The sequence below is a fragment of the Arthrobacter sp. 2762 genome (assembly GCF_040548745.1).
GTDB lineage: Bacteria > Actinomycetota > Actinomycetes > Actinomycetales > Micrococcaceae > Arthrobacter.
This window is the reverse complement of record NZ_JBEPSI010000001.1, coordinates 584,388-608,726: the sequence shown is the minus strand read 5'-3', so window position 1 is coordinate 608,726 and position 24,339 is coordinate 584,388. Positions and strand designations below refer to the sequence as shown.

Here is a 24,339-nt window from a genome sequence, read left to right as displayed (position 1 = left end):
CTTCCGTGAGTGCACCCAAGTCTACGCCGGGTCGGCTCTCTTGAGAGGTCCGCTCTGCGCTGAATCCTCGCCCGGAAACGCGCAGAACAGGCCTCTCAGCGGGCCATGCAAAGCTAACAGTGGCATAGGCTGAACGCAGTAGTTCTCCGCGAAACGACTAACTGCCATGCAGAGGTGAAGATGCCCAAGCGACCCAACCCGGCGGTGAAAATCGCCCAAGAGACAGCCCATAACGCAGTATTCGACGCCCAAGGCAACACAAAGCCGGGCGTACACAATGTCTTGCTGCGCGCCGTCGAAATCCAGCGGCCACTTGTCCTGGCAAACCTGCGCAGAATGCAGCGCCGGCATCCCAAGGCAACTCCCGCGCAGCTTGCCGCCAAACTGGAGCGCGACTACCTGGCCGCCATCACCGGCGGGGGAGCCGCAGTGGGGGCTACCGCCGTCGTGCCCGGTATCGGAACAGCAGCTTCGCTGGGTCTCTCTGCCCTTGCAACTGTCGGGTTTCTGGAGACGACAGCACTCTACGCGTCGACGCTGGCGGAGCTGCATGGCATCCGGCTGACGGATCCGGAACGCGCACGGACGATGGTCATGGCCATCATGCTGGGCGAGGAAGGCACCTCGCTGCTGGGAGCCCTGAGCGGCCAGTCCCTCGGACGAGGCAAAGGCGTGACCAATGCATGGGGAACGACACTCACCAAGAAGATCCCGGGCAGCGGATTTGGCGTCATTCGGGATGCCATCCAGCGCGCGTTCCTGAAGAACCTCCTGAAGCGGCAAGGCTCTGCGTTCCTCGGACGGGCCCTGCCGTTTGGTGTGGGTGCCGTGGTGGGTGGTGCCGGCAACCTGATGATGGGCCGCGCCGTAGTTGCAACTGCCAAGGAAGCGTTTGGGCCGCTGCCCGATACGATCCCCGGCGAACTGCTCGCAAGCGCACCCACCAACGAGACCAACAACAATCTGACGCTGGAAGGCGGTAACAGTGGACCTCAACGCTGATCTGGGGGAGTCGTTCGGCTCCTGGACCATGGGTGACGACGCCTCGATGTTCCGCATCGTGAGCAGCGCCAACGTGGCCTGCGGTTTCCACGCCGGAGACCCCCTGACCATGCTGGACAGCTGCCGTGCCGCGTTCGAACTCGACGTTCGCGTCGGCGCGCATGTGGGGTACCGGGACCTGGCCGGCTTTGGACGGCGTTCGCTGGACATGACCTTCGACGAACTGTTCGGGGATGTCCTCTACCAACTCGGCGCCCTGGACGGGATGGCCCATGCGGTGGGAGCGTCCGTGGATTACGTCAAACCGCACGGCGCGCTGTACAACAGGATCGTCCACGATCCCGACCAAGCTGAGGCTGTAGTTGCTGCAGTCCACGCCTACGATCCCGGGCTGCCGGTGCTGGGATTGCCGGGCTCAGCATGGCTGAAGCTGGCCGAGGAATCCGGACACCCCGTCTTCCGGGAAGCATTCGTGGACAGGGCGTACCTTCCTGACGGCACACTGGTCCCGCGATCCGAGGAAGGCGCCGTGCTGCACGATCCCGCCGCGGTGGTTGCCCAGGCTGTTCGAATCGCGACGCGGAAGGAAGTGGTAGCCGTGGACGGAACGGTTGTCCCGGTAAGTGCCGATTCCCTCTGCATCCATGGTGATACTCCGGGCGCTGTGAACATGGCCGCGGCCGTTCGGGCGGGCTTGGAGGAGGCAGGGGTGGAGATTGATGCGTTCGCCTAGTTTGGTCTGGAACGCACCTTGCAGACGAGGTTCTTGAGGAGGTTGTAATGGGTGCCGTTGCTGTTGATCCGGGCCCCTTGACCCTGGCCCTTGCACCTGACCAGGTTTTGGACCGCGCTTCCTTGCACCTTGCCAACGCGCTGCTGGGCAACCCCGACTCCGCGGGCGGCCTGGAGATACTTTTGGGTGGTCTTCGGCTTCGGTTCGTCACGGCCTCGGCCCTGGCGATCACCGGCGCGGAAGGCGTGGTCAAGCTCAACGGCGCCGAACTGCCTTTCAACAAGGCTGTTCGCGTCAGCCCTGGGGCGGTGTTGGAGTTTGGGCCGGCGCTGTTCGGGATCCGGTACTACCTGGCCGTCCAGGGTGGCATCGAACCCCAGGCGGAACCCCTTCGCGCCGGCGGCACGCTGACTTTCGGGCGCCCCCACGGCCACAATATTCCTGCTGAGAACCACGCCCCGCGTCGGGCCCTGGACCCCGAACGTCCGGTGGTCGCCCGGGTGGAGCGCGGTCCGCAAGCCCAAAATTACGACGCCGGCACCTGGCTTCGGCTGACCAGCGAACCATGGATCCTCTCGCAGGAATCGGACCGGGTAGGTGCCCGGTTGGTGGGGCGCCCACTTGAGCCAGCTGGGGTGGCGGGCGCCGCTGGGCCGGCCACGACTCCAGCACCCCAGGCACAACCGTTGCTGTCAGGCTCGGTCCTGCTGCCGCCGTCGGGCTTTCCCGTCATTGCACTGGCCGGGCACCCGCCGACTAGCAAGTCCCCCGTGATCGCAGTTGTGCGCGACGAAGATCTGGACCTGCTGGGCCAAGCGCGTCCGGGACAGATGGTTCATTTGCTGGGCTGAGATGAGAAAATCGACTGCGCAAAAGGAGTTCCCGCGTACGCCACTGACCTCCTAGCCAAACAGCAGGTGCGCCACAGTGAAGATCGCGAGCCCCGCCAGGGCACCCACCACCGTTCCGTTGATGCGAATGTACTGGAGGTCCCTGCCCACCTGCAGCTCGATCTTCTGGGACGTTTCCTCGGCATCCCATCGGGCCACCGTGTCCGAGATGACGCCGGCGATGTCCGATCGGTAGGTGTTCACCAGGTAGCCCGCTGCATCGCCGATCCACGTGTTGACCTTGCCTGCGAGTTCGTCGTCGTTGACCAGACGGGAACCGAAGTCGCGGACGGCGCTCTTGAACCGCTGGCTGAGCTCACTGTCGGGATCGTCGACGGCGGTGAGCAGCGCATTCTTGACTGTTCCCCATGTGCGCGAGGCCAGTTCCCGGACTTCAGGATCGCCAAGGATCTGGGCCTTGATGGTCTCGGCGCGCTCGATCATTGCGGGATCGTGCTGCAGGTCCTGCGCCAGGTCCGTCAGGTAAGCGTCGATCGATTTGCGCACTTGATGGTTCTGGTCATTTTGCACCGCGCGTATGAACTTCAGGAGTTCGACGTACACCTTGTCGCTCACCAGCCCGTCCACGAACGTCGGCACCCATACCGGCGAACGATCCGAAACCAGCCGGTTCACCGTCGTGTGGTTCGCATCCACCCAATCGGCGGCACGATCAACCAAGAGGTCCACCAACTTGTGGTGATGCCCGTCAGCGAAGATCCGTTCCGCCATCCGCCCCACGGGCGGTCCCCACGGCGGGGTGAGCAGATGCTTGCGGACCATGCCCTCGATCACTGCCTGCACGTCGTCGTCATTCAGCACGGTGAACGCGCCGCGGATCATCGCGCCGCCTTCCTTGGCCACACGTTCGGCCCCGCCCGGTCCGGACAGCCACCGGCCGGCCTTGCGGGCAATATCAATGCTCGCCAACTTGTCCTGCACAACCTCCTGGGACAGGAAGTTGCTCTCCACGAACTCACTCAGCGATTCCCCGATCTGGTCCTTCCGGCGCGGAATGATGGCAGTGTGCGGGATCTTCAAGCCCATGGGGTACTTGAACAGTGCCGTGACCGCGAACCAGTCAGCCAAAGCGCCCACCATGCCACCCTCGGCGGCAGCCCTTACATACTCAAGCCACGGGTACTGCTTCTGGAAAGCGAACGCCACCATGAACACCATGGCCATGCCTATCAACAGCGCCAGGGCCAGCCGTTTCATGCGGCGCAGCGCGGCTGCCTTTTCCTCGTCTCCGGCAGAACGGCCGACGACGGCGGACCCCGGTTGAGTGGCTCCGGAAGCTGCCGCTTGGGCTGGCTGGGCGTGGTTGGTGACGTCTTCGGCTGGGATTTGTTCAGAGTTCACCTGCATTAGCCCAGCGTAGCCCCGTGCGTGCAGCCGCGTGGGCTACCGTGGCTGCATGACTAGCGACGATTCCGCCCCTCGCCGGCCCAAGGTCTACGCACACCGCGGTGCCAGTGCTGCGTTCGCGGAACACACACGTGCGGCATACCTCAAGGCGATTGCGGACGGAGCTGATGGCGTTGAGTGCGACGTTCACTTGACCCGGGACCAGCACGTCGTCCTCCTGCATGATGCCAACCTGGACCGCACTTCCACCGGCACCGGACCGGTCTCGGAGAAGACCCTCGAGGAACTGAGGGCCTTGGACTTCTCCTCCTGGAAGGGCGCCAGGATACCGGATGCCTACGGCGGGATCGCTGATCAATTCCTCACCTTGCCGGAACTGCTGGACATTCTGCGTGGCGCCGGGCGCGAGATCGGTTTGGCGATTGAGCTCAAGCACCCCAGCCCCTACCAGCTCAACCTTGAGGAGAGGGTTCTGGACGTGCTGCTCAGTGAGGGATGGACCCCCGGGGAGTCCCGGCTGGAGAACATTCAGGTCTCGTTCATGAGCTTCGATTCCGACTCGATCCAACACCTGCTGAAGAAGGTCCCGGCCCAGCACATTTGCCAGTTGGTGGATAATTTCTCCGTGCAGGAGCTTCGGCAAGAGCTGGGCCTGGGACCGATCACGGCAGGTGCGGTGGCCAACGTCATGAAGGCAACCCAGTTGGAGGCTGAACGCATCCTGGATCATGGTGAGGTGGGAATTGCCGGACCGGGTATCGACTACGTGAGGGAACATGCCCGCAACGTCCAACGGTGGCTGGAATCCGGCAAGGTGTTCAGGGTCTGGACTGTGGACTCGGAGAGGGACGTAGCCTTGTGCCAAGGGTTGGGCATCCATGAGATCACCACGAACAAACCCGCGCAGGTGTTGGCCCAGCTCCAGGTCCCAACCAGGTAGCAGATGAGGGCGTTTTGAGACCTCGAAACGCCCTCATCTGCGACCCGGTTGTGTGCATTTTAGGGTGGCCCACCGCGCTTGTGATTGAGTGGTCTCATGTCATTCCGTTGGTCAGCCCGTGCAACCCAAACCACCTCTGCCATCGGTCTGAGCGCACTTCTCCTGGCCAGTGCAATGAAGCATTTCCGCACCCCGGGCTTCTATTACCCGGTGGTACCTGACTATTTGTGCCGCGTGGACGAGCCGGGGTGCAGGCCGAATGGTCCACTGGCCCTTATGTCCCGTGAGGAATGGGTCGCTTCCAGCGGCCTGCTCGAGGCGACGGCCGCCGTCGGGCTTCTCATCCCAGCTACCCGCAAAGTGGCTGCGGACGCTACGACAGCCATGTTTACCGTATTCCTTGCGGGGCATATTGATGCCCTCCGCCGTGCATATGGTCCCAACGGCACGCCCAGCCAGCGACGCATCCACACCCTGAGATTACCTCTTCAGGTTCCGCTCATCCTGTGGTCCTGGAGCCTGCGGAAGTGAGTGGAGGTCCAGCAGCTCCCTTGAAACTCAGGGACTCGCCAGCTTTCAAGATTGCCCTGTCGCTGAGCATTGCCACGGGCCTGTACGGCGTGTCCTTTGGCGCGCTTTCTGTGGCGTCAGGTTTCGATTTCTGGCAAACAATGGTGCTGAGTCTTTTGCTGTTCAGTGGAGGCTCGCAGTTTGCATTCATCGGTGTAGTGGCGGGTGGGGGATCCGGGGTGGCAGCCATGACGGCCAGCGCTTTGCTCGGGCTGCGTAACGGCATTTATGGCATGCAGATCAATGCCATGCTGCGTCCACGTGGATGGCGTCGCTACATCTCAGCCCATGTCACCATCGACGAGTCAACGGCGACGGCGTCCGGCCAGTCGGACCCCGACGAGCAACGCCGCGGGTTTTGGACTGCCGGTATCGGAATATTCATTCTCTGGAATATCTTCACTGCCATCGGTGCCTTGGCCGGCGATGCGATGGGTGACCCCAAGCAGTGGGGCTTGGACGGGGCTGCAGTTGCTGCGTTCCTGGCATTGCTGTGGCCGAGGCTGAAGGGACGCGAACCCTGGGCGATTGCCGCTGCTTGCGCTCTTGCGACCATTCTCGCCGTGCCGTTTGTTCCCTCCGGCGTTCCCATTCTGGTGGCTGCGCTGGTAGCCGGTGTGATCGGTTGGTTCAGCCATGCACGGATGGATGAGGGACTTGAGCCGGACGTAGACCCATACGCAGAAAAGCGGGACCACGCGCACGGACACAACCTCGGCGGGAAAAGGGGAGCCGAATGAACCTCTGGCTCTGGATCCTCATCGCCTGCGCGCTTGCGTACCTCACCAAACTGGTGGGCTACTTTGTCCCGGCCAAGCTGCTTCAGAGCCCCAGGATAATGCACATCGCAGGCACTATGACCATTGGGTTGTTGGCGTCCCTCACCGTGGTGAATGCCCTCGCGTCCGGACAAGGTCTGGTATTGGACGCCCGCATCGGCGCATTGGCGGCGGCCGCCGTCGCTCTTTGGCTTCGCGCGCCGTTCCTTGTGGTGGTTATTTCCGGTGCCGCCGCAGCGGCACTGCTGAGGCTGCTCGGCTGGGGCTAGCGGCCAGGGCCGCCGGCCCGCGTGTCAGGGGCGGGCCGGCGGGTGGTAATTCTGCTAGAGGGTGGCTAGCAGCTTCTTCATTTCCTGGATCTCGGCTTCCTGGTTGCTCACGATGTCCTTGCTGAGCTGGATTGCCTGGGGGCTCTTGCCGTCTTTGCTCTCAGTCTTGGCTATCGTCACCGCTCCTTCATGGTGGGTGATCATTTGTGCCAGGAAGAGCTTCGCTGCCTCGAGGCCCTTGGCCGCCTCGAGTTTGGACATATCGTCGGCACCCATCATGCCGTCCATGCTGTGTCCTGACGGCATCTGTGCTGCCTCGCCCCAGCCAGTCAGCCAGCCGGTCATCTTCTCGATTTCCGGGCCCTGGGCACCTCTGATCCGGGTCGCCAAGGAAGTGACCTCAGCAGGAATGTCCTGTTTCTTCAGGATCATTTCGCTCATCTCCACCGCCTGGGCATGGTGGGGAATCATCATTTGGGCGAACATGACATCCGCGGTGTTATGGTCCGACGCGGCGTTATTGTCTGATGCTGCAGCAGTGCTCGACGAGCCGCCATGATCCATCCCGGGCATGGACGTGCCTGAGGGGCTGGAGCCACCGCTGGCGCACCCTGCAAGGGCGAGTGCCGCGGCGACGGCTGAGGCTGCTATTGGCAGAAACTTCTTGCTGTTCATAAGAATCAAGTCCTTCAAGAATTGGGCGCACAGGGCGCGCAAAAGTTTGGTTTGGGGCAGGGATGTAACCGGGGATCCGGCACTGCGCCTATGTTCTGCTGATGGAGAGTTCACCCGGCGAAGGACTGCCGGGACGGTAAGTCCAATCGTCGCCAGCGGCGACAGCCGCGCCGAGGTACGACGGCGCGACGGCGGAGGTACTGTCCGGCACTGGCGCAGAAAGGGTGCTCGTCGCAGCCAAGGGGATGCAGGATGCGGCCATGGCATGCTCTTCGGAACAGTTACCCGAGCAGGCGCATTGAGTTGTGGCGGGTGCATCACGGTGGGCAGCGGGCTCTTCCAGCGAGGCTCCATGGCTGGGGTGTCCTCCACGGCTGAAGTGTCCGGGGGCTGCTGAATCCGTCCCAGCACTGGATGCTGTGCCAGCAGTGGAAACCGTGCCGGCCGCGTGGAGGGAATGCGTGCCGGTCATGACGTGCATGCCCAGTATCCCGACAATCAGCGCAATGACCGCGCCTAAAAGACCTGTGGCCAGAAAGGAAAATCCGGCCGTGGTGCGCTGAGCGGTAATGGCGTTCTTCCTTCCTGTGGCTCTTCGTGTTCTAGGCTACCGGCTGGCATTTGTGGGCATGCGGTAGACGTCTTGAGCCCTGCCGCCCAAGGGGCCATTCTTGAGGAAGCGAGATCAGAAGAGGAGACTGCGGTGGAACACAGCCACGCCAGCGCGCAGCCTGCAGAGTTTGTGGCAGGCCTGCTCGCAGCCCTGACGCATATCGATAATGTGGGCTTCCACGGGATCGCCACCAACCTTACGGGTGCGTCACCAAAGATAGACAGGAATTGGGCGGCGCTAATCCACAACGCCCACATCGCGGTAGCTGTGACTGCCTGGCCTGGTGAACTGGAACCGGCGGCCGAGCGATTCACCGCTGCAGCCCACGAACTGGTCGCGGTCCTGGAACGGCGTGACGTCAACGCCGTTGCAGATCCGGCAAAGGAACTACACATCGCCTACCACGCGCTCAGCGATGCGGGTTGGAACCACCTGGCGAAAAGCGCAGGGATGACCCACACGGATGCGCATCAGCATGGTGCCGGGGAGGGTGGCCACCAAGAGGGCGTTCACTAAACGCCGGACAGGCCGTACTAAATGTCGGGCCCTACTAAACCTCGTCCGTTAGCGTAACGCCCGGGATCGGTGATTGTTCCGGGAGTGGGCGGGACGGACGCTCGGTCCGAATTGCGTCTTCAATGAGCGCCACAGGACGCTTCCAGGCTTCGGAGCCGGGTTCCATGGTGTCCACGGCGCCGATCAGCATGGCAAGGAGCCGGACCATGTCCTCGATGGTGATATCGCGGCGCAGCGAACCCTGACCTTGACCGCGCTCCAGGAGCGTGGCCATGGAGCCGATGAGGCCGCCGGTTATGCCCATGAGGAGTCCGCGTCGGCCTGCGACGGCGTCCAGCAGGTTGGCATCTTCGCTCGCAACCCGCATGACGGCATCGATGACGTTGATGAGGCCCTCGGCGGCGTCCATGCCTTCGAGGGAGGCGTCCGCAACGGGATCTACATGCTGGCGGAGTTGGCGGGACAGGGCCGCAAGTACCAATTGTTCTTTATCGGAGAAGTTGCGGAACAGCGTAGCCGGACCCACTCCTGCCGTGGCGGCGATGGTCTGCAGGGGAACTTCGGGGCCGTGTTCCCGGAAGCACTGCCGGGCTGCGGTGATGATTTTGTCCACATTTCGTGCAGCGTCGGCCCTGAGGGGCTTGCGTTCAGAGGGCTGTTCCATGCTTGTCAGGGTAGCAACGGACAGGGGTTGACCCCTTGTTACGCGGGAGTAGGCCGTTATGTGACAAACCAGTACGTGAAACACTGGATTTCATGTTGCTTGCATTCTCAGTCGCCCCTTCAGGCCAGCCCGCTTCCGCCACCAACGGCGGACCCACCCCCGATGCCTCCGTGCACGACGCCGTGGCCGCCGCGGTCAAGATCGTCCGGGAGTCCGGATTGCCGAACCAGACGGACTCCATGTTCACCACCATCGAAGGCGAATGGGACGAGGTCTTTGACGTCGTAAAGCGGGCTACGGAGGCCGTGGGCCGCTTCGGCAGCCGCGTCTCCTTAGTGATCAAAGCGGATATCCGGCCCGGTTACAGCGGTGAGCTGACCGGCAAAGTAGAGCGTCTGGAAGAGGCTGTTTCCACCATGGATTAGCTCTTTCCCCTGTCAGTGACCAGTGCAAGACTGGGGGCCATGATTGAACACGTGGCTGAACCCGGTTGGATTGACGTCGAGCATTACCTGACTGACGTCGTCGTGCGTCCTGATCCTGCCCATAAGCGCGCCCTGACATCTGCAGCCGAGGCGGGCATGCCACAGATCGAAGTGGCGCCGAATGCCGGCAAGCTGCTCAAGATGCTCGTGCAGCTGTCCGGAGCCAGGCACGTCCTGGAGATTGGCACCTTGGCCGGTTTCAGCAGTATCTGGATGGCCCAGGGACTTCCCGACGACGGCAGGCTGGTGACGTGCGAGTACCTCCAAAAGCATGCTGACGTCGCCAGAGCGAATGTGGACGCGGCCGGAGTGGGGCACAAGGTTGACATCAGGGTGGGTGCCGCTTTGGACACGCTTCCCACGTTGGTCGGCGAGGAATCGTTCGATTTTGTGTTCATCGACGCGGACAAGGAGAACGACGCCAACTACCTTGACTGGGCTATCCGTCTCGGCCATCCAGGCACAGTGATCGTGATCGACAATGTCATCTGGGACGGATCCATCCTGGAGCCTGCGCGGGACGAGGTAAACGCTCCGGGCATCGTCAAGGCCTTGGAAATGCTGGGCCAGGACCCGCGTCTTGATGCCACCGCAATCCAGACTGTGGGCAGCAAGGGCTGGGACGGCTTCGCTATCGCCCGAGTGCGGTAGCCGATGGATTTCACGCTGCGCCCGGCAACGGTTGACGACGCCGAAGCCATGACCATCATGCATGTCCAGTCGTGGCGGGAGAGTTATGGGCATTTGCTGCCGCCGGAATTCTTCGCGAAGCAGGAAGCTGCCCTGCCGGACAGGATAGAGAGGTACAGGGCGTCGATCGCGGCAGGCCATCCGCGGATGCTGGCCCATGACCCCGATGGTGAATTGGTAGGAATTGCGGCGTCAGGACCGGGAAGGGACGAGGACAGCCCCTGCGACGTGGAGCTGTTCATGCTCTACACCCTCCAACGGATTCATGGCCGCGGTGTGGGTCAGGCGCTGTTGGATGCGCTCCTGGGTGACGGCCCGGCATATCTGTGGGTCCTCGACGATAATCCGCGGGCCCAGGCCTTTTACCGCCGCAACGGCTTCGTGCCCGACGGCAAGCGGCAGCTTTGCGACCCCTCGTGGTACTCACTTCCGGAACATCGGATGGTGCGGCCCGCCGTCGGGCTTTAACGTCTGAAAGGCCAGCTGTCACGCGTTGGGCGTTGCCCGCTCATGGCGGCGTGGCCTGGGGCGCCGGGCTGCGTGTGGCTTGGGCAGGAGATGCCGTAGCCGTCCTTGGCGTGCTCCCGGTGCCGGTACCGTGGTGCCGGGTGGTTCGTCCTCCAGGGGTTCCTCCAGGAGGCTGGGCGGTTTGGGCACCCGGGCAATCAGTAGGCAGACCACGGTCAGCCAGGCGAACGCGACCGTAAACACCTCCACCCAAACCGATCCCAAAGCTTCCATGAAGAGATCTTATGGCCCAATGACGCTAAATGGTAAGCATCCTTATTAAATGCTCCGGTGGAACGCGATGATGCGCTCCTCCACTAGGCTGGAGCCATGACTCAGGCAGGGCGGTTTTAGTGGCCAAACCCGGTAAATCCAGCAAGGCAGGCAAGTCCGGACGGGCGGGAAGGTCGACGGCGGGAGTCATCGAGGTGCCTCACGGCACCCGGCCTGACGGTCCGGTAGAAGGCGTCTATTACATCGACACCGGCGACTGCGAACTGCTTCCCGATCCTGACAACAACAACGGCTGGCTCTTGAAGATCAATGGCGTGCTGAGCTCGCACATTGACCTCGCCGATCCTCTGTTCCTCGACTTCGAATACATGCGCTGGATTGCTGCGCTGGTGGAATCGAGATGGCCGCGGGAGGCCAAGCCAAAACTCCGTGTCCTGCACCTGGGCGGGGGAGCGTGTTCCATGGCGCGATACTTCAACGCGGCGTACCCGGATGCGCGGCAAGTGGTGGTGGAGCTCGATGGGAAGCTCGCCGAGTACGTCCGTGCCTGGTTCGAACTCCCCAAGGCGCCGCTGCTGCGGATCCGCGTGGGCGAGGCCCGGGAAGTGACCGAGTCCCTGACCCCCGATACGCGGGACCTCATCATCAGGGACGTCTTCGCCGGAGCCTTCACGCCGCGCGCCCTCACCACCCGCGAGTTCAACGCCCACGCCGACGCAGTCCTTGCCCCCGATGGCTTGTACGTGGTCAACTCGGGCGACGCCCCGGATCTGAAGAACGCACGCGCTGATGCTGCCACCATCGCCGATACTTTTGAGCACACCATGATCATCGCCGACCCCGCCATGCTCAAGGGCCGCCGCTACGGGAACATGATCATGGCCGGCAGCCACGTGCCATTCGGCGACGACCCAACCCTGGCCCGCAAGCTCCTGGGCGGGGCCGTCCCTGCACACATCTGGAACGACGCCCAAGTGCGGGCCTTCGCCGCCGGGACCCCGGTTCGGCACGATCCGCCGGCGGCTTCAGCCCAGTAGCTCCTCGCGTCGGCTCTCCGTCTCTTCGCGCAGCGCCTGCACGACGGCGGCTACCGCTGGGCGGCGCATCGAGTCGGGGCGGAGGACCATCCAGTACGGGAGCAGCTCCGCGAAGTCGGATGGCAGGAGCCGCACCAAATCTGCGTGGCGATCGGCCATGAAACACGGCAGGAATCCCACGCCCGCGCCCGCTCTCGTCGCCTCGACATGCACGAACACGTTGGTGGAGCTCAAGCCATCGCGCATGGACGGGACGAGCCTCCTTGGCGCGTCCAGATCATCCACCTGGAGCATGGAGTCCACGAAGTAGACCAACTGATGCTGAGTCAGTTCCTCGATGCTGCCGGGGGTGCCCTTGACCGCGAGGTAGGCGCGCGAGGCGTACATTCCCAGGCGGTACTCGCCCAGGCGGATTGCCTCTGCCCGGTGAACCTGTGGCGTGCCAACCACCACTTCGATGTCCAGGCCCGAGCGTTGCTGAAGCGCCCGCCGCGTCACGGTGACAATCTCAACGCTGAGCCCAGGATGCTCGCGGCGAAGGCGAGCTACAGCCGGGGCGGCGATGTAGGCGCTGAAACCATCGGTTGCGGTCATACGTACGACGCCGGTAATGGGGTCGGGTGCGCCGTCGCTGGGTCCCAGTGCTCCCACCGCAGATTCAATGCGTTCAGCGACCAGCACCGCCTCTGCTCCCAACTCCGTCACTTCCCAGCCGCCAGCGGAGCGGGCGAGAACGCGGCCGCCCAGAGCCTTTTCCAGCGCCGCTATCCTGCGCGAAACGGTGGTGTGGTTCAGGCCCAAGGCTTGGGCCGCCGTCGTGAATTTTCCTGAGCGTGAGACGGCGAGGAGGATGAGGAGATCGTCCGGATTGGGCTTCATATCTGCAATTCTGCACACACTTGGTGCCACTTTGGTCATTGAGGCGGGATGAATCTGCAGTAATACTCAGTGGAGCATTTCGTGTTGTGGATCACAGCATGCATCAGGGCACTGTCAAAAGGGTCAACGAGGACACTGAGGAGATGGATATGAGCGTAGAGCAGCGCTCCACATCAAAGGCCGGGAACCAATCCGGCAAGGGCTCCGGCCTTAAGAAGATCGTCGCTGCGTCCATGGTGGGCACAGTGGTGGAGTGGTACGAGTTCTTTCTGTACGCCACCGCCGCGACGCTGGTTTTCGGCAAATACTTCTTCCCGAGCACCGGCAACGAATTGGACGGCATCATCCAGGCGTTCCTGACCTACGCGGTTGGCTTCGTGGCCCGCCCGCTCGGCGGAATCGTCTTCGGCCAGATCGGCGACAAACTGGGCCGCAAGCCCACGCTCCAGCTGACCATTGTGATTGTGGGCGTCTCGACGTTCCTCATGGGTTGCCTCCCTGGCTTCGCCGATCTGGGTTATTGGGCACCGGCGATGCTGGTGGCGCTTCGCTTCATCCAGGGCTTCGCGCTCGGTGGCGAATGGGGAGGTGCCGTGCTCCTGGTAGCTGAACACAGCCCCAACAAGTCGCGCGGCTTCTGGTCATCCTGGCCGCAGGCAGCAGTGCCCGTGGGCAACCTCCTGGCCACGCTGGTCCTGTTCATCATGTCCACCACCCTGAGCAGCGAGGCATTCCTCGGCTGGGGCTGGCGGGTCGCATTCTGGCTCTCCGCAGTGATCGTCTTCGTCGGCTACTACATCCGCACCCACGTCACCGAGGCACCCATCTTCCTCGAGGCCAAGGCCCAGGTGGAGGAATCCAAGGCCATCAGCTACGGCGTTGGCGAAGTCATCCGCAAATACCCCAAGGGCATCCTGCAAGCCATGGGCCTCCGCTTCGCCGAGAACATCATGTACTACCTGGTGGTCAGCTTCGCGATCGTCTACCTCAAGAGCGTCCACAAGTACGACACGTCGTCGCTTCTGCTCGCATTGCTTATTGCGCACGTGATCCACTTCCTGGTCATCCCGCAGGTTGGGCGTCTTGTCGACGCCTGGGGCCGCAAGCCCGTGTACCTGGTGGGAGCCATTGCCGGCGCAACATGGCCGTTCTTCGCGTTCCCCATGTTCGACACCAAAAACGCCGTGGTCATCGTGTTGGCCGTGACCATCGGCCTGTGCCTGCACGCGTTCATGTATGCAGGCCAGCCGGCAATCATGTCCGAGCTCTTCCCCACTCGCATGCGCTACTCCGGGGTCTCGCTCGGCTCACAGGTTACGTCGATCTTCGCAGGGTCACTCGCTCCGCTGCTGGCAACCCAGTGGCTCAAGGACACCGGTTCCTGGCTCCCCACCGCGATCTACCTCGTCGTCGCCTGCGCGATCACCGTCGTCGCCGTCGTTTCGCTGAAGGAAACCAAGGGCATCGCGCTCCAGGACGTGGACGAAGCCGACGCCTTGCGGCATGGACTGACCACGTCTTCTGTTGGCACGGCAGCGAAGGGCTAGCTCCATGGACAACTCCTTGAACGGGCGCAAAGCACTGGTCACGGGCGGTGCGAGCGGAATCGGGGCAGCCTGCGCCCGTGCGCTCGCCGCCCGCGGGGCGAAAGTAGTAGTGGCCGACGTCGATGCCTCCGGAGCTGCGGCCCTCGCCGACGAGCTGGGCGGCACTGCCTGGACTGTGGACCTGTTGGACGTCGACGCCCTGACCGCCCTCAGCCTCGACTGCGACATCCTGGTCAACAACGCCGGCATCCAGAAAGTAGCGCCGATCGAGGAGTTCGAACCTGCTGAATTCAGGCGGATACTCGCCCTGATGCTGGAGGCCCCTTTCCTCCTCATCCGGGCCGCGCTCCCACACATGTACGCCAATGGGTTCGGCCGGATCATCAACATCTCCTCGGTTCACGGGCTCCGGGCTTCGGCCTACAAGAGCGCGTACGTCTCCGCGAAACATGGCCTCGAAGGGCTCAGCAAAGTCACTGCCTTGGAGGGCGGTGAGCACGGAGTGACGTCCAACTGCATCAACCCCGGATACGTCCGCACGCCCTTGGTGGAGCGACAGATCGCCGATCAGGCCCGGCTCCACGGCATCCCCGAGGCAGAGGTCCTGGCCAAGGTAATGCTGACGGAGTCGGCAGTAAAGCGGCTGGTGGAGGTTGAGGAAGTCGCGTCGTTGGCAGCCTGGATGGCCTCGGACGACGCCGGTATGGTCACCGGCGCGAGCTACACCATGGACGGCGGGTGGTCGGCCCGCTAAACCCCCACCATCCCTTCGCCGAGGTGACAGTTAATGCCAATGTTTCGCGCGAACATTGGCATTAACTGTAGTTTCGGCGCGGAGATTCAGGCTAACTTTGGCCGCCGATGATTGCCTCGGCATTATCAAAGGCCCAGGTCACCAGGGGTATAAGCAGTGCCGTGAGCTCGCGGCCGCGTTCAGTCAGGCTGTAGTCCACGCGCGGCGGGATGACGGGTTGTGCGTCGCGGCGTACCAGCCCGTCCCGTTCGAGCGTTTTCAGGGTTTGGGCCAGCATTTTTTCGCTGACGCCCTCAGCACGTCGGCGCAGTTCGCTCCACCGCTGATCGCCTTCGGAAAGCGAAAGCAGGATCAGCACTCCCCATTTGCTGGTGATGTGGTCCAGTACTGTCCGGCTGGGGCAGCCGGCAGGGAAGACGCCGTCAGCGACGGTGGCCGGGAGGGTACTTACTTTCATGTCAGTACCTTACCTTAAAGTGCGTACTCTCTTTCGGGAAGTAACCTGCGGAAGCGTTGGTTGTGATCGGTGACCGTCCCATTAATTTCCTTGAAAGGAACCAGTCATGAGCATCGTCATTACCGGAGCAACAGGCCAGCTGGGCCGTCACGTCATAGAGGCCCTCCTTGAACGCAATGTACCCGCTGACAGCATTGTCGCCACCGGGCGCTCCATCGAAAAGCTGTCCAATTTCGTTGCTCGCGGCGTTCGCGCCGCTGCAATGGACTACGACCACGCTGCGTCGGTCGCCCAGGCGCTTAAGGGTGCCACCAAGGTCCTTCTCATATCGGGAAGCGCCGTCGGCCAGCGGGTAGAGCAGCACCGCACGGTTATCGAGGCGGCAAAAGCCGAGGGTGTGGAGCTTCTCGCCTACACCAGCATTGCCAACGCAGACACCACCCGCATGAAGCTGGCTACAGAGCACCAGGCCACGGAATCCATCCTCAAAGAATCCGGCGTCCCCTTCGTCCTCCTTCGCAACAGCTGGTACATCGAGAACTACACCGACCAGCTGCAGGGAACACTGGCGCAGGGCGCGCTTGCGGGCAGTGCCGGAAACGGCAAGGTTAGCGGTGCCTCCCGCGCAGACTATGCGCAAGCTGCGGCCGCGGTTCTGGTTGCGGAGCACCAGGCCGGCAAGATCTACGAGTTGGGCGGTGATGAGGCATTCACCTTGGACGAGCTGGCCGCCGAAATTAGCGCTGCATCAGGAAAGTCCATCGAATACCGAGACCTCCCGGCAGACCAATACGCCGACCTCCTGACGGGCGCAGGGGTGCCGGAAGGCTTCGCGCAGATCCTGGCCGACACCGATCTGGGCATTGGCCGCGGCGACCTTTTGGTGACCACCGGTGATCTCAGGAAACTGATCGGGCGCCCGGCAACGGCCTTGTCCGTGGCCGTCCGCTCCGCTGCTGCTGCCATCTGAGCCGAGCCCCCTCACGAGCTGACAGTTAATGCCAATGTTCCGCGCGAGCATTGGCATTAACTGCAGTTTCGGCGCGGGTAATCAGGCTGTCTCGTCCACGAGCTCTGCACGACGCAGGCCACCACCCCGGACCCACAATTTGTAAGCGACGAACAGCAGGACGAGCCACGTGCCCCCAACGTAGAGTGCAACGCGCGTATCCTCGAAGACCCCGAGGATCACGATCACCATCGCCATGAACGCCATGGTCAGGATGGACGCTGCCGGCCACAGGGGTGAACCGAATTCCGAAGCCGGAAGCCCCTTGCGCTTGATCTCGCGCTTCATGGCAACGTGCGAAGCAAGGATCATCACCCACACCCACACTGTGGCAAACGTGGCTATCGAGGCGATCAGCACGAACACGTCTTCCGGGATCACAGCGTTCAGCAGGACGCCCACCAGCAGGATTCCGCCCATCATCACCACGGTCATCCAGGGGACGCCATGCCTGGAGATCTTGCCGAAGCTCTTCGGAGCATGACCTTGCTGGGCAAGACCGAACAGGATGCGGCCGGCTCCAAAGATGTCGCTGTTGATAGCGGAAAGGGCCGCAGTGATGACCACGGCATTGAGGATGTGCGGTGCAGCAGGGATGCCCAGGCCGTCGAAGATCTGCACGAACGGGCTGCCGCTGCTGCCGATTTCGTTCCACGGGAAGATGCTCATCAACACGCCCAGCGTCAGGACGTAGAACAGCAGGACTCGGACTGGCACAGTGTTGACTGCCTGCGGGATGACCTTTTTGGGATCGGCAGCTTCGCCAGCGGTAATGCCGATTGTTTCGATCCCACCGAAAGCAAACATCACGACGGCGAACGCCGCCAGGAGCCCTTCGAAACCGTTCGGGAACAAACCACCGTGGTTAACCAGGTTCCCCAACCCCGGTGCCACACCGCCGCCGTCGCCCGTCTGGAAGCCGAAGACGACGATTGCTGCGCCTCCGACGATCATGGCGATGATGGCCACCACCTTGATCAGCGAGAACCAGAACTCCAGTTCACCGAAGACCTTAACGCTCAACAGGTTCATCGCACCCAGGAAGAGAATGATCGCGAGGACCCAGATCCAGCGGTCCACCTGTGGGAACCAGAAGCCCATATAGATGCTGAAGGCTGTGACGTCGGCAATGGCGACGATCGCCATCTCGAAGACGTAGGTCCAGCCGGTAACGAAGCCGGCGAACGGTCCAAGGTACTTGCTCGCGTATTGGCCGAATGAGCCGGAGACGGGGTGTCGGACGGCCATTTCGCCAAGTGCGCGCATCACCATGAAGACGGCCGCACCGCCGATGATGTAGGCCAGGAGGACTGCCGGGCCGGCTTTCTGTATGGCGGACGCAGAACCGTAAAACAGTCCCGTGCCGATCGCGGATCCGAGTGCCATGAAGCGGATGTGACGGACGTTGAGGCCACGGCTGAGCGCCGTACCGGCGGCTTGGAGGACGGTGTCCTTCGAAGCCAGCGTGGTTTGTTGCATGGTAAAACCTTCTCGTCTTTGGGAGGGGATCGCTATCCAGCAGATCACTTTTGGCCGCCTTGTGATTGGCCTCACGAGGGTTTGGTGTCTTTGATCGCAGACAGTGCGACAGGAGTCACAGCCGCGCTCCGGGCTGGACCAGCTCCCTTCCTTCACAGGGGCGCCGTTCCTGCGTAACGTCGGCTCCATGGACCCTGTCATCCAGACCATCGATCTCCATAAGAATTTCGGTCGGGTCAAGGCACTGGACGGCCTCGACCTCGAAGTCCCTGCGGGGCAAGTACACGGCTTCCTCGGCCCGAACGGCGCAGGGAAGTCCACTACGCTACGTATTCTGCTGGGCCTGGCACGCACCTCGTCCGGCAGTGCGAGAGTCCTTGGATTGCACCCGTGGGCCGACGCCGTTGAACTCCACCGGCGTGTTGCCAGCGTCCCGGGCGATGTCAGCATCTGGCCGAATCTCTCAGGGGGCGAGGCCATTGATTTCCTCTCGCGGCTTCGGGACGGCGGGGCAGATCGGGCTGTGTATCGACGCGACAAGGAGCGTTTGTGCCAGCTCTTCGACTTTGACCCCACCAAGAAGGGCCGTGCCTACTCGAAGGGAAATCGCCAGAAAGTTGCGCTCATCGCAGCCTTGGTTGCCGACGCTCAGGTCTACCTTCTGGACGAGCCGACAAGCGGCCTGGATCCCCTCATGGAGGCCGTCTTTACTCGGGAGATCCGGAGGCTCGTCGCCGAGAAAGGGGCCACTGTCCTTCTTTCCAGCCACATTCTCTCCGAGGTGGAACAGCTGGCCGATAGTGTCAGCATCATCCGGGCAGGTCGGATCGTTGACGGCGGGACACTGGATTCCCTGCGCCACCTGACCCGCACAGGGATCTCTTTCGCGCAGGACCAGGTGGATGTCCAAGCCCTCCAAAGCCTTTCCCAAGTCCACGACCTCACCTTGGCCGCAGGCCGGATCAAGTTCAATGCCGATTCGGACCGTGTACACGAGGTCCTGCCGATTCTTGGCCGTCTGGGCGTTCAGGGCCTGCTGGTCGCTCCACCGTCGCTGGAAGAGTTGTTCCTCCGCCACTATGGGGATGCCCTTCCGCCGCAATCAGAAGAAGTGAAGCCCGACGGCGGCACTCACCATGGGCGGAGCCGCCCGCCCGCTGGGACGGGCCCTTGAGATGAGCCGCTTTCTTGACTTGTATTGGCAGCGTCTCCGCCGCGACCGGTGGCAACTCCTGAGCTGGGTTGCTTCCATCGGTGCGCTCGCGTTTTTCGCCACAACAGCAGTGGCTTCGGCATACGGCGACGATGCTTCCCGCACGGAGATCCTGCATGTTGCCACAGCGACTCCTGCCATTTTGATTCTCCGCGGACTGGTCCGGGGCCCCGCTCTGGACGCGTTTACGTTTTTCCAGATCTTCGCCTTCTTGGCTGTCCTCGCTGGACTGATGAACACTTTCATGGCAGTGCGGCATACGCGCGCCGAAGAGGAAGCGGGCCGGGCTGAGCTCGTCGCATCCACGGCCGCGGGCCGTTGGATGCCGCTGACGGCGACCGTGACTCATGGGCTCGTTGGAAACGTACTGGTGGCCGCGGCAGTCACGTTCGGCTTTATCTCCGGCGGGCTCGATGCCGCGGGCTCGCTGGTTGCCGGTCTTGCGGCCGGAGCCATTGGATTGGCGTTTCTCACGGTTGGATTGCTCGCGTCCGAGTTCATGAGTACCTCGCGTGGGGCAAACGGAGTGGCGGCCGGGCTAGTGGTCGCCGCCTATCTTCTGCGTGGTTTCGGGGACGCGACCGGCGAGGTCAGCCAGGACGGCCTCACGGTAACGGCAGCATGGCCGAGCTGGGTTTCGCCCATCGGCTGGGGGCAGCAGACTTTTGCCTACACAGGAAACCGATGGTGGCCCCTGCTGCTTCCGCTGGGCCTTGGCATCGTATGCGTCTCCCTGACCGCTGTCATCATGTCCAAGCGCGATGTAGGCGCGAGCGTGCTGGCCGGACGACGAGGCCGGACGGACGCCCGACCCTCGCTCCGCGGGCCCTTTGCCCTGGCGCTGCGACTCCAGCAGGGCGCGATCGTCAGTTGGTGCATTGGCGGGTTTATCGCGGGCCTGCTCACCGGCGCCCTGGGCGCTGCCATCCAGCAGGTCAGCATCATGAATTCCTCGGTCACGGCCATCCTTAGGGCCATGATCGAGGCCCAAGGTACATCCATGACAGAGTTGGTCATTGCTGTCCTCTTTGAGATCGGTGGCATCCTGGCGGCGGCCTGCGGACTCCAGGCCGTTCTGCGATTGCGGCAGGAGGAAGTGGCGGGCACCGCAGAACTTGTGCTCTCGCAACCGCTCGGCCGCATCCGTTGGTTTGGCAGCTTTCTCGGCCTCGGGGCGGCGTCGGTGGTACTCGTCATGGTGTTCGCAGCGTTCGGTGCCTGGTATTCCTTGTTGGTCTCCGGTGAAACAGCTGTTGATGTGGGCAACGTGTGGGAGACTGCCGGTGCTCAAATCCCGGCTGCGCTGCTTTACCTGGCGTTGCCCGCTGCGGTTTTTGTAACCTTTCCCCGCGCTACTGTTCCGATCGGTTGGGCGTTGCTGGCGTTGGGCGTCGTGCTGGGTGTCTACGGCGGAATGCTGGGCTTCGACAAGACCCTCAGGGACCTGTCGCCATTCACACATACGCCGGTGGTTACCACCACGGGAACCGATTGGGGCGGCGGCTTTTGGATGCTGGGGATTGGAGCGGCGCTAGTGGTGTTCGCGTTCGTCGCGGTACGGCGCCGGGAGGTTGGCACGGTCTGAGCCGCTCCAGACATAAGGCCGGTAGTTAAGTCTGGTATTTTAGACACCGCATGGAGGGAGTGGTCTGGCGCTGCCGCACGTAACAGGGCACGCTTGAGTACGGGATACCGGACACATCGCCGCGGGTGAGGCTGGACGGTGTCCGCTTCAGCAGTCTTGAGCAGTGAGGAACCATGACAACCACGCCACTGGCACCAGGCAAGGCCACGTCCAAGGTCCCTGCCGCCGAAAATACGCTGCGCATCCTGAAACTGCTGGCCTCGCGGAGAGGGCCGATGGCGGCGTCGAACATTGCGACGGCGCTCGGCTTGCCCCGCTCCAGCGTCTACCACCTGCTCGGCGTCATGGAGGCCAACGGCTTCGTCCTGCATCTACACGAGGAGCAGCGCTACGGCCTCGGCATCAGCGCCTTCGAGCTCAGCTCGGCCTATTCACGGCAGGAGCCTTTGTCACGTCTCGGGCGGCCCATGCTGGCCTCGCTGGTGGACGTGATCGGCGAAAGCGCGCACCTGGCCGTGCTTCATGGTCGCGACGTCCTGTACATCGTGGAGGAACGCGCCAAGAACCGCCCAAGCCTGGTGACCGACGTCGGAGTCCGCCTGCCCAGCCACCTCACCGCGTCGGGCCGCGCGATCCTGGCAGCCCTGCCAAAGTCGCAGGTTCGCGCCCTATACCCGAACGCCGCCGCCTTCACATCGCGCCACGAAGTGGAATTCCCGATCATGAAGTACTCCGCACTGTCCTCCCATCTGGACCAGGTGCGGCAGCGTGGCTACGCCACGGAAAACGGCGAGATCACGCCCGGATTCGGCTCAATAGCCGCCGCTGTGACTGACCACGTGGGATGGCCGACGGCGGCAGTCGCCGTCACGTTCTTGGAGGACAAAGTGCCGGCTGAGCAATGGCCGGTACTGGCTGCGCGCATCCGCAAGGCTGCCGACGAATTGTCGGTACGCATTCACGGACGACCGGCTGGCTAGGCCGTTCGCATCCTATTCACGCGGCTTCGGTTCGCCCTGGCCGCCACGCGGCTTCGGTTCGCCCGGCTTCAGTCCGCCCGGCTTCAGTCCGCCCGGCTCGGCGGCTTCGCGCTCGACGAGTTTGCGGAAGGTCTCCAGCTCACCCCGGAAGCTGCCCCGGTAGGACCCCATGGCGAAAATCCGCCCGAAGACCGCTGAAAGGAATCCTCGGGTCACGAACTCCTGCTGGATGCGCGTGCCGCCACCCTCGGCAGTAAACCTCACATCTGACTCGCCCTTCAGGATCGCGTTGCCGAAACGTGTGCGGATCTGCCAAGGGCGTTCGACGGCGAGGATCTCTGTGGGGCTTGCCATCCGTCCGAACCACACCGTGTAGCGGCTGCCGGCCTGGTCGACCGAGCCAGTGCGATCGGTCACGCGGGTAACTCCGCCGATCCATTCCGGGAACCGGTCCAGATCCGTCCAGGTCGCGAAAACGCGCTCCGGCGGAGCCGCAACAAGGGTAGTCACTCGGAAGGTTGCCATGGGTCCAGCATGCGCTCCTTCTCGCGCGAATGCGAGGGGATGGCCGTGCTTCACAACGACGCCTGGGCGGAGGATCGGCGAAGGCTTGCATGCGTCTGTAATCCCGGACAGCACCAGTTGAAAAGCCGTTCCCGGGGCCTCGTAAAGGGGCTTTAGTAGAAGCAGAAGAACTTTCCACTACACACTTCCCAAAGACGAAGGAGTCATCATGGCACCCGCCGATTTCACTACTGGTGCCCGTCCGGTTAAGGCCGCGCGGGGTACTGAGCTTACTGCCAAGTCGTGGCAGACCGAGGCGCCGTTGCGTATGTTGATGAACAATCTGGATCCCGAGGTCGCTGAGCGTCCTGATGATTTGGTGGTTTACGGTGGCACGGGCCGTGCTGTGCGGTCTTGGGCTGCGTTTGATGCGATCACCCGGACCTTGGAGTCCATGGAGAAGGACGAGACGCTGCTGGTCCAGTCGGGTAAGCCGGTGGGTGTGTTCCGCACTCATGAGTGGGCTCCGCGGGTGTTGTTGGCGAACTCGAACCTGGTGGGGGATTGGGCGACGTGGCCGGAGTTCCGCCGCCTGGAGGCTGAGGGCCTGATGATGTATGGGCAGATGACGGCCGGGTCCTGGATTTACATCGGTACGCAGGGCATCCTGCAGGGCACGTATGAGACGTTCGCCGCCGTCGGGAACAAGCTCGCTGCGGAGGGACGCCACCCGGCTCCCGCCGCGGCTGGTTCCACCGAAGGGCCTCTCGCCGGGACGCTGACCCTGACCGGTGGGTGTGGCGGGATGGGCGGTGCGCAGCCGCTCGCGGTGACGTTGAATGATGGTGCGTGCCTGATTGTGGACGTGGACGAGACCCGTTTGCGCCGTAGGGCGGGCAAGCGGTACCTGGATGAGGTCGAGACGGATCTTGATGCCGCGATCGCGAAGGTCCAGAAGGCCAAGGACGAGCGCCGTGGCTGGTCCGTGGGGTATGTGGGCAACGCCGCCGAGGTGTTCCCGGAGCTGCTCCGCCGGCACAGGGCCGGAGAAGTCACGTTTGATGTGGTCACGGACCAGACATCCGCGCACGACCCGTTGTCGTACCTGCCGGAGGGCATCACCGTGGCGGAGTGGCACACGGAGGCCGCGGCGGATCCGGAAGGGTTCACCAAGAAGGCCCAGGCGTCCATGGCCCGTCAGGTGCAGGCGATGGTGGAGTTCCAGGACGCCGGGGCTGAGGTGTTTGATTACGGCAACTCGATCCGTGATGAGGCACGCAAGGGCGGGTACACCCGGGCGTTTGAGTTCCCCGGGTTCGTTCCGGCGTATATCCGTCCGTTGTTCTGCGAGGGCCTGGGCCCGTTCCGCTGGGTCGCGCTCTCCGGGGACCCGGAAGACATCGCCGTGACCGATGCAGCGATCAAGGAGTTGTTCCCGGAGAACACGCACCTGCACAAGTGGCTGGACGCCGCGGCGGAGCGGGTGGAGTTCGAGGGCCTGCCGGCACGTATTTGCTGGCTCGGGTACGGTGAACGCGCCAAGGCCGGGCTGCTGTTCAACCAGTTGGTGAAGGAGGGCAAGGTCAAGGCTCCGATCGTGATCGGCCGTGACCACCTGGATTCCGGGTCTGTGGCGTCCCCGTACCGGGAGACCGAGGCCATGGCTGACGGGTCGGACGCGGTTGCTGACTGGCCGTTGCTGAACGCCCTGCTGAACACCTCTTCGGGTGCTACGTGGGTGTCGATCCATCACGGCGGTGGTGTCGGTATCGGCCGGTCCCTGCACGCCGGGCAGGTTTCCGTCGCCGACGGCACCGACCTCGCAGCGGAGAAGCTCGAACGGCTCCTGACCAACGACCCCGGCATGGGCGTCATCCGCCACGTCGACGCCGGCTACGACCGCGCCGTCGAAGTCGCCAACGAACGCGGCGTCCGCATCCCCATGAACGAGAAGTAAGAA

Annotated in this window: 28 protein-coding genes; 19 read left to right on the top strand and 9 right to left on the bottom strand. The window is 63.1% G+C overall.

The genetic code is table 11. The features are described from left to right. Positions 1–180: 180 nt before the first annotated feature. The 3 genes from ABIE18_RS03000 to ABIE18_RS02990 are packed head-to-tail and all read left to right on the top strand — an operon-like array spanning position 181 to position 2,586. Complete coding sequence (locus ABIE18_RS03000) at positions 181–1,002, top strand: hypothetical protein (protein ID WP_499721096.1); 822 nt, start codon at positions 181–183, stop codon at positions 1,000–1,002. Beyond that, the gene (locus ABIE18_RS02995) at positions 986–1,735 is read left to right on the top strand and encodes a LamB/YcsF family protein (RefSeq protein WP_431117654.1); all 750 of its coding nucleotides are present in this window, start codon (positions 986–988) and stop codon (positions 1,733–1,735) included. The genes ABIE18_RS03000 and ABIE18_RS02995 overlap by 17 nt, the downstream gene beginning before the upstream one ends. Before the next feature lie 47 nt (positions 1,736–1,782). Beyond that, on the top strand, positions 1,783–2,586 hold the full coding sequence (locus ABIE18_RS02990; protein ID WP_499721095.1) for a 5-oxoprolinase subunit C family protein: 804 nt from the start codon (positions 1,783–1,785) through the stop codon (positions 2,584–2,586). A gap of 51 nt (positions 2,587–2,637) precedes the next feature. Here the strand turns inward: ABIE18_RS02990 and ABIE18_RS02985 are convergent, their stop codons facing one another. Continuing rightward, positions 2,638–3,993, bottom strand: coding sequence for a DUF445 domain-containing protein (locus ABIE18_RS02985; RefSeq protein ID WP_499721094.1), 1,356 nt, complete (start codon positions 3,991–3,993; stop codon positions 2,638–2,640). A gap of 49 nt (positions 3,994–4,042) precedes the next feature. On the opposite strand from ABIE18_RS02985, the gene ABIE18_RS02980 reads away from it, so the two are divergent. The 4 genes from ABIE18_RS02980 (at position 4,043) to ABIE18_RS02965 (ending at position 6,551) form a co-directional block, all read left to right on the top strand. Further along, the gene (locus tag ABIE18_RS02980) at positions 4,043–4,933 is read left to right on the top strand and encodes a glycerophosphodiester phosphodiesterase (RefSeq protein WP_499721093.1); all 891 of its coding nucleotides are present in this window, start codon (positions 4,043–4,045) and stop codon (positions 4,931–4,933) included. A 96-nt stretch (positions 4,934–5,029) separates the two neighbouring features. After that, complete coding sequence (locus ABIE18_RS02975; RefSeq protein ID WP_499721091.1) at positions 5,030–5,464, top strand: DoxX family protein; 435 nt, start codon at positions 5,030–5,032, stop codon at positions 5,462–5,464. Further along, complete coding sequence (locus ABIE18_RS02970) at positions 5,461–6,243, top strand: AzlC family ABC transporter permease (RefSeq protein WP_499721090.1); 783 nt, start codon at positions 5,461–5,463, stop codon at positions 6,241–6,243. Before ABIE18_RS02975 ends, ABIE18_RS02970 begins: the two co-directional genes overlap by 4 nt. Then, the gene (locus ABIE18_RS02965) at positions 6,240–6,551 is read left to right on the top strand and encodes an AzlD domain-containing protein (RefSeq protein ID WP_223947666.1); all 312 of its coding nucleotides are present in this window, start codon (positions 6,240–6,242) and stop codon (positions 6,549–6,551) included. Before ABIE18_RS02970 ends, ABIE18_RS02965 begins: the two co-directional genes overlap by 4 nt. Positions 6,552–6,605: 54 nt before the next feature. Here the strand turns inward: ABIE18_RS02965 and ABIE18_RS02960 are convergent, their stop codons facing one another. After that, positions 6,606–7,226 carry a DUF305 domain-containing protein gene (locus tag ABIE18_RS02960; protein WP_499721089.1) on the bottom strand — a complete coding sequence of 207 codons (621 nt, stop codon included), beginning with the start codon at positions 7,224–7,226 and terminating at the stop codon, positions 6,606–6,608. An 88-nt stretch (positions 7,227–7,314) separates the two neighbouring features. Continuing rightward, entirely contained in the window at positions 7,315–7,707 is a 393-nt protein-coding gene (locus ABIE18_RS02955) for a hypothetical protein (RefSeq protein ID WP_499721088.1), read from the bottom strand. A gap of 222 nt (positions 7,708–7,929) precedes the next feature. Between ABIE18_RS02955 and ABIE18_RS02950 the strand changes: the two genes are divergently transcribed. Beyond that, entirely contained in the window at positions 7,930–8,355 is a 426-nt protein-coding gene (locus tag ABIE18_RS02950) for a hypothetical protein (RefSeq protein ID WP_499721087.1), read from the top strand. A gap of 34 nt (positions 8,356–8,389) precedes the next feature. On the opposite strand, the gene ABIE18_RS02945 is transcribed toward ABIE18_RS02950, so the two are convergent. After that, the gene (locus tag ABIE18_RS02945) at positions 8,390–9,019 is read right to left on the bottom strand and encodes a TetR/AcrR family transcriptional regulator (RefSeq protein ID WP_431117671.1); all 630 of its coding nucleotides are present in this window, start codon (positions 9,017–9,019) and stop codon (positions 8,390–8,392) included. A gap of 92 nt (positions 9,020–9,111) precedes the next feature. On the opposite strand from ABIE18_RS02945, the gene ABIE18_RS02940 reads away from it, so the two are divergent. The 3 genes from ABIE18_RS02940 to ABIE18_RS02930 are packed head-to-tail and all read left to right on the top strand — an operon-like array spanning position 9,112 to position 10,662. Beyond that, positions 9,112–9,444, top strand: a complete 333-nt coding sequence (locus ABIE18_RS02940; RefSeq protein ID WP_499721086.1) for a thiamine-binding protein — start codon at positions 9,112–9,114, stop codon at positions 9,442–9,444. A 39-nt stretch (positions 9,445–9,483) separates the two neighbouring features. Next, positions 9,484–10,155 carry an O-methyltransferase gene (locus ABIE18_RS02935; RefSeq protein WP_499721085.1) on the top strand — a complete coding sequence of 224 codons (672 nt, stop codon included), beginning with the start codon at positions 9,484–9,486 and terminating at the stop codon, positions 10,153–10,155. A gap of 3 nt (positions 10,156–10,158) precedes the next feature. Next, positions 10,159–10,662, top strand: coding sequence for a GNAT family N-acetyltransferase (locus tag ABIE18_RS02930; RefSeq protein WP_499721084.1), 504 nt, complete (start codon positions 10,159–10,161; stop codon positions 10,660–10,662). A gap of 18 nt (positions 10,663–10,680) precedes the next feature. Here ABIE18_RS02930 and ABIE18_RS02925 read toward each other — a convergent pair whose 3' ends face one another. Continuing rightward, the gene (locus tag ABIE18_RS02925) at positions 10,681–10,935 is read right to left on the bottom strand and encodes a hypothetical protein (RefSeq protein WP_499721083.1); all 255 of its coding nucleotides are present in this window, start codon (positions 10,933–10,935) and stop codon (positions 10,681–10,683) included. Positions 10,936–11,054: 119 nt separating this feature from the next. Here ABIE18_RS02925 and ABIE18_RS02920 point away from each other — a divergent pair, with 119 nt between their 5' ends. After that, the gene (locus tag ABIE18_RS02920) at positions 11,055–11,972 is read left to right on the top strand and encodes a spermidine synthase (RefSeq protein WP_499721082.1); all 918 of its coding nucleotides are present in this window, start codon (positions 11,055–11,057) and stop codon (positions 11,970–11,972) included. Here the strand turns inward: ABIE18_RS02920 and ABIE18_RS02915 are convergent. Next, positions 11,961–12,851, bottom strand: a complete 891-nt coding sequence (locus tag ABIE18_RS02915; protein WP_499721080.1) for a LysR family transcriptional regulator — start codon at positions 12,849–12,851, stop codon at positions 11,961–11,963. The two genes, ABIE18_RS02920 and ABIE18_RS02915, sit on opposite strands and share 12 nt — an antisense overlap. Positions 12,852–13,000: 149 nt before the next feature. Between ABIE18_RS02915 and ABIE18_RS02910 the strand changes: the two genes are divergently transcribed. Beyond that, positions 13,001–14,398 (top strand): MFS transporter, encoded by a 1,398-nt coding sequence (locus ABIE18_RS02910; protein ID WP_499721079.1) that lies wholly within the window; start codon positions 13,001–13,003, stop codon positions 14,396–14,398. A gap of 4 nt (positions 14,399–14,402) precedes the next feature. Next, positions 14,403–15,152, top strand: coding sequence for a 3-hydroxybutyrate dehydrogenase (locus tag ABIE18_RS02905; protein ID WP_499721078.1), 750 nt, complete (start codon positions 14,403–14,405; stop codon positions 15,150–15,152). Between the two features lie 91 nt (positions 15,153–15,243). Here ABIE18_RS02905 and ABIE18_RS02900 read toward each other — a convergent pair whose 3' ends face one another. Then, positions 15,244–15,609: a winged helix-turn-helix transcriptional regulator gene (locus ABIE18_RS02900; protein ID WP_091464815.1), complete on the bottom strand. Its 366-nt coding sequence runs from the start codon at positions 15,607–15,609 to the stop codon at positions 15,244–15,246. Positions 15,610–15,715: 106 nt separating this feature from the next. On the opposite strand from ABIE18_RS02900, the gene ABIE18_RS02895 reads away from it, so the two are divergent. Then, positions 15,716–16,579, top strand: a complete 864-nt coding sequence (locus tag ABIE18_RS02895) for an SDR family oxidoreductase (RefSeq protein ID WP_499721076.1) — start codon at positions 15,716–15,718, stop codon at positions 16,577–16,579. Positions 16,580–16,660: 81 nt separating this feature from the next. Here ABIE18_RS02895 and ABIE18_RS02890 read toward each other — a convergent pair whose 3' ends face one another. Continuing rightward, positions 16,661–18,097, bottom strand: a complete 1,437-nt coding sequence (locus ABIE18_RS02890; RefSeq protein ID WP_499721075.1) for an amino acid permease — start codon at positions 18,095–18,097, stop codon at positions 16,661–16,663. Positions 18,098–18,284: 187 nt separating this feature from the next. Between ABIE18_RS02890 and ABIE18_RS02885 the strand changes: the two genes are divergently transcribed. From ABIE18_RS02885 to ABIE18_RS02875, 3 genes are all read left to right on the top strand, one after another. After that, complete coding sequence (locus ABIE18_RS02885; protein ID WP_499721074.1) at positions 18,285–19,271, top strand: ABC transporter ATP-binding protein; 987 nt, start codon at positions 18,285–18,287, stop codon at positions 19,269–19,271. A gap of 1 nt (position 19,272) precedes the next feature. After that, a complete protein-coding gene (locus ABIE18_RS02880) occupies positions 19,273–20,895 on the top strand; it encodes an ABC transporter permease (RefSeq protein WP_499721072.1) in 1,623 nt (540 codons plus the stop codon). A 173-nt stretch (positions 20,896–21,068) separates the two neighbouring features. Further along, positions 21,069–21,875: an IclR family transcriptional regulator gene (locus ABIE18_RS02875; protein ID WP_216922359.1), complete on the top strand. Its 807-nt coding sequence runs from the start codon at positions 21,069–21,071 to the stop codon at positions 21,873–21,875. 12 nt (positions 21,876–21,887) lie between these two features. Here ABIE18_RS02875 and ABIE18_RS02870 read toward each other — a convergent pair whose 3' ends face one another. Continuing rightward, entirely contained in the window at positions 21,888–22,400 is a 513-nt protein-coding gene (locus ABIE18_RS02870) for an SRPBCC family protein (RefSeq protein ID WP_499721071.1), read from the bottom strand. A 208-nt stretch (positions 22,401–22,608) separates the two neighbouring features. On the opposite strand from ABIE18_RS02870, the gene hutU reads away from it, so the two are divergent. Beyond that, the gene (gene hutU, locus ABIE18_RS02865) at positions 22,609–24,336 is read left to right on the top strand and encodes a urocanate hydratase (RefSeq protein ID WP_499721070.1); all 1,728 of its coding nucleotides are present in this window, start codon (positions 22,609–22,611) and stop codon (positions 24,334–24,336) included. The last annotated feature ends 3 nt before the right edge of the window (positions 24,337–24,339 follow it).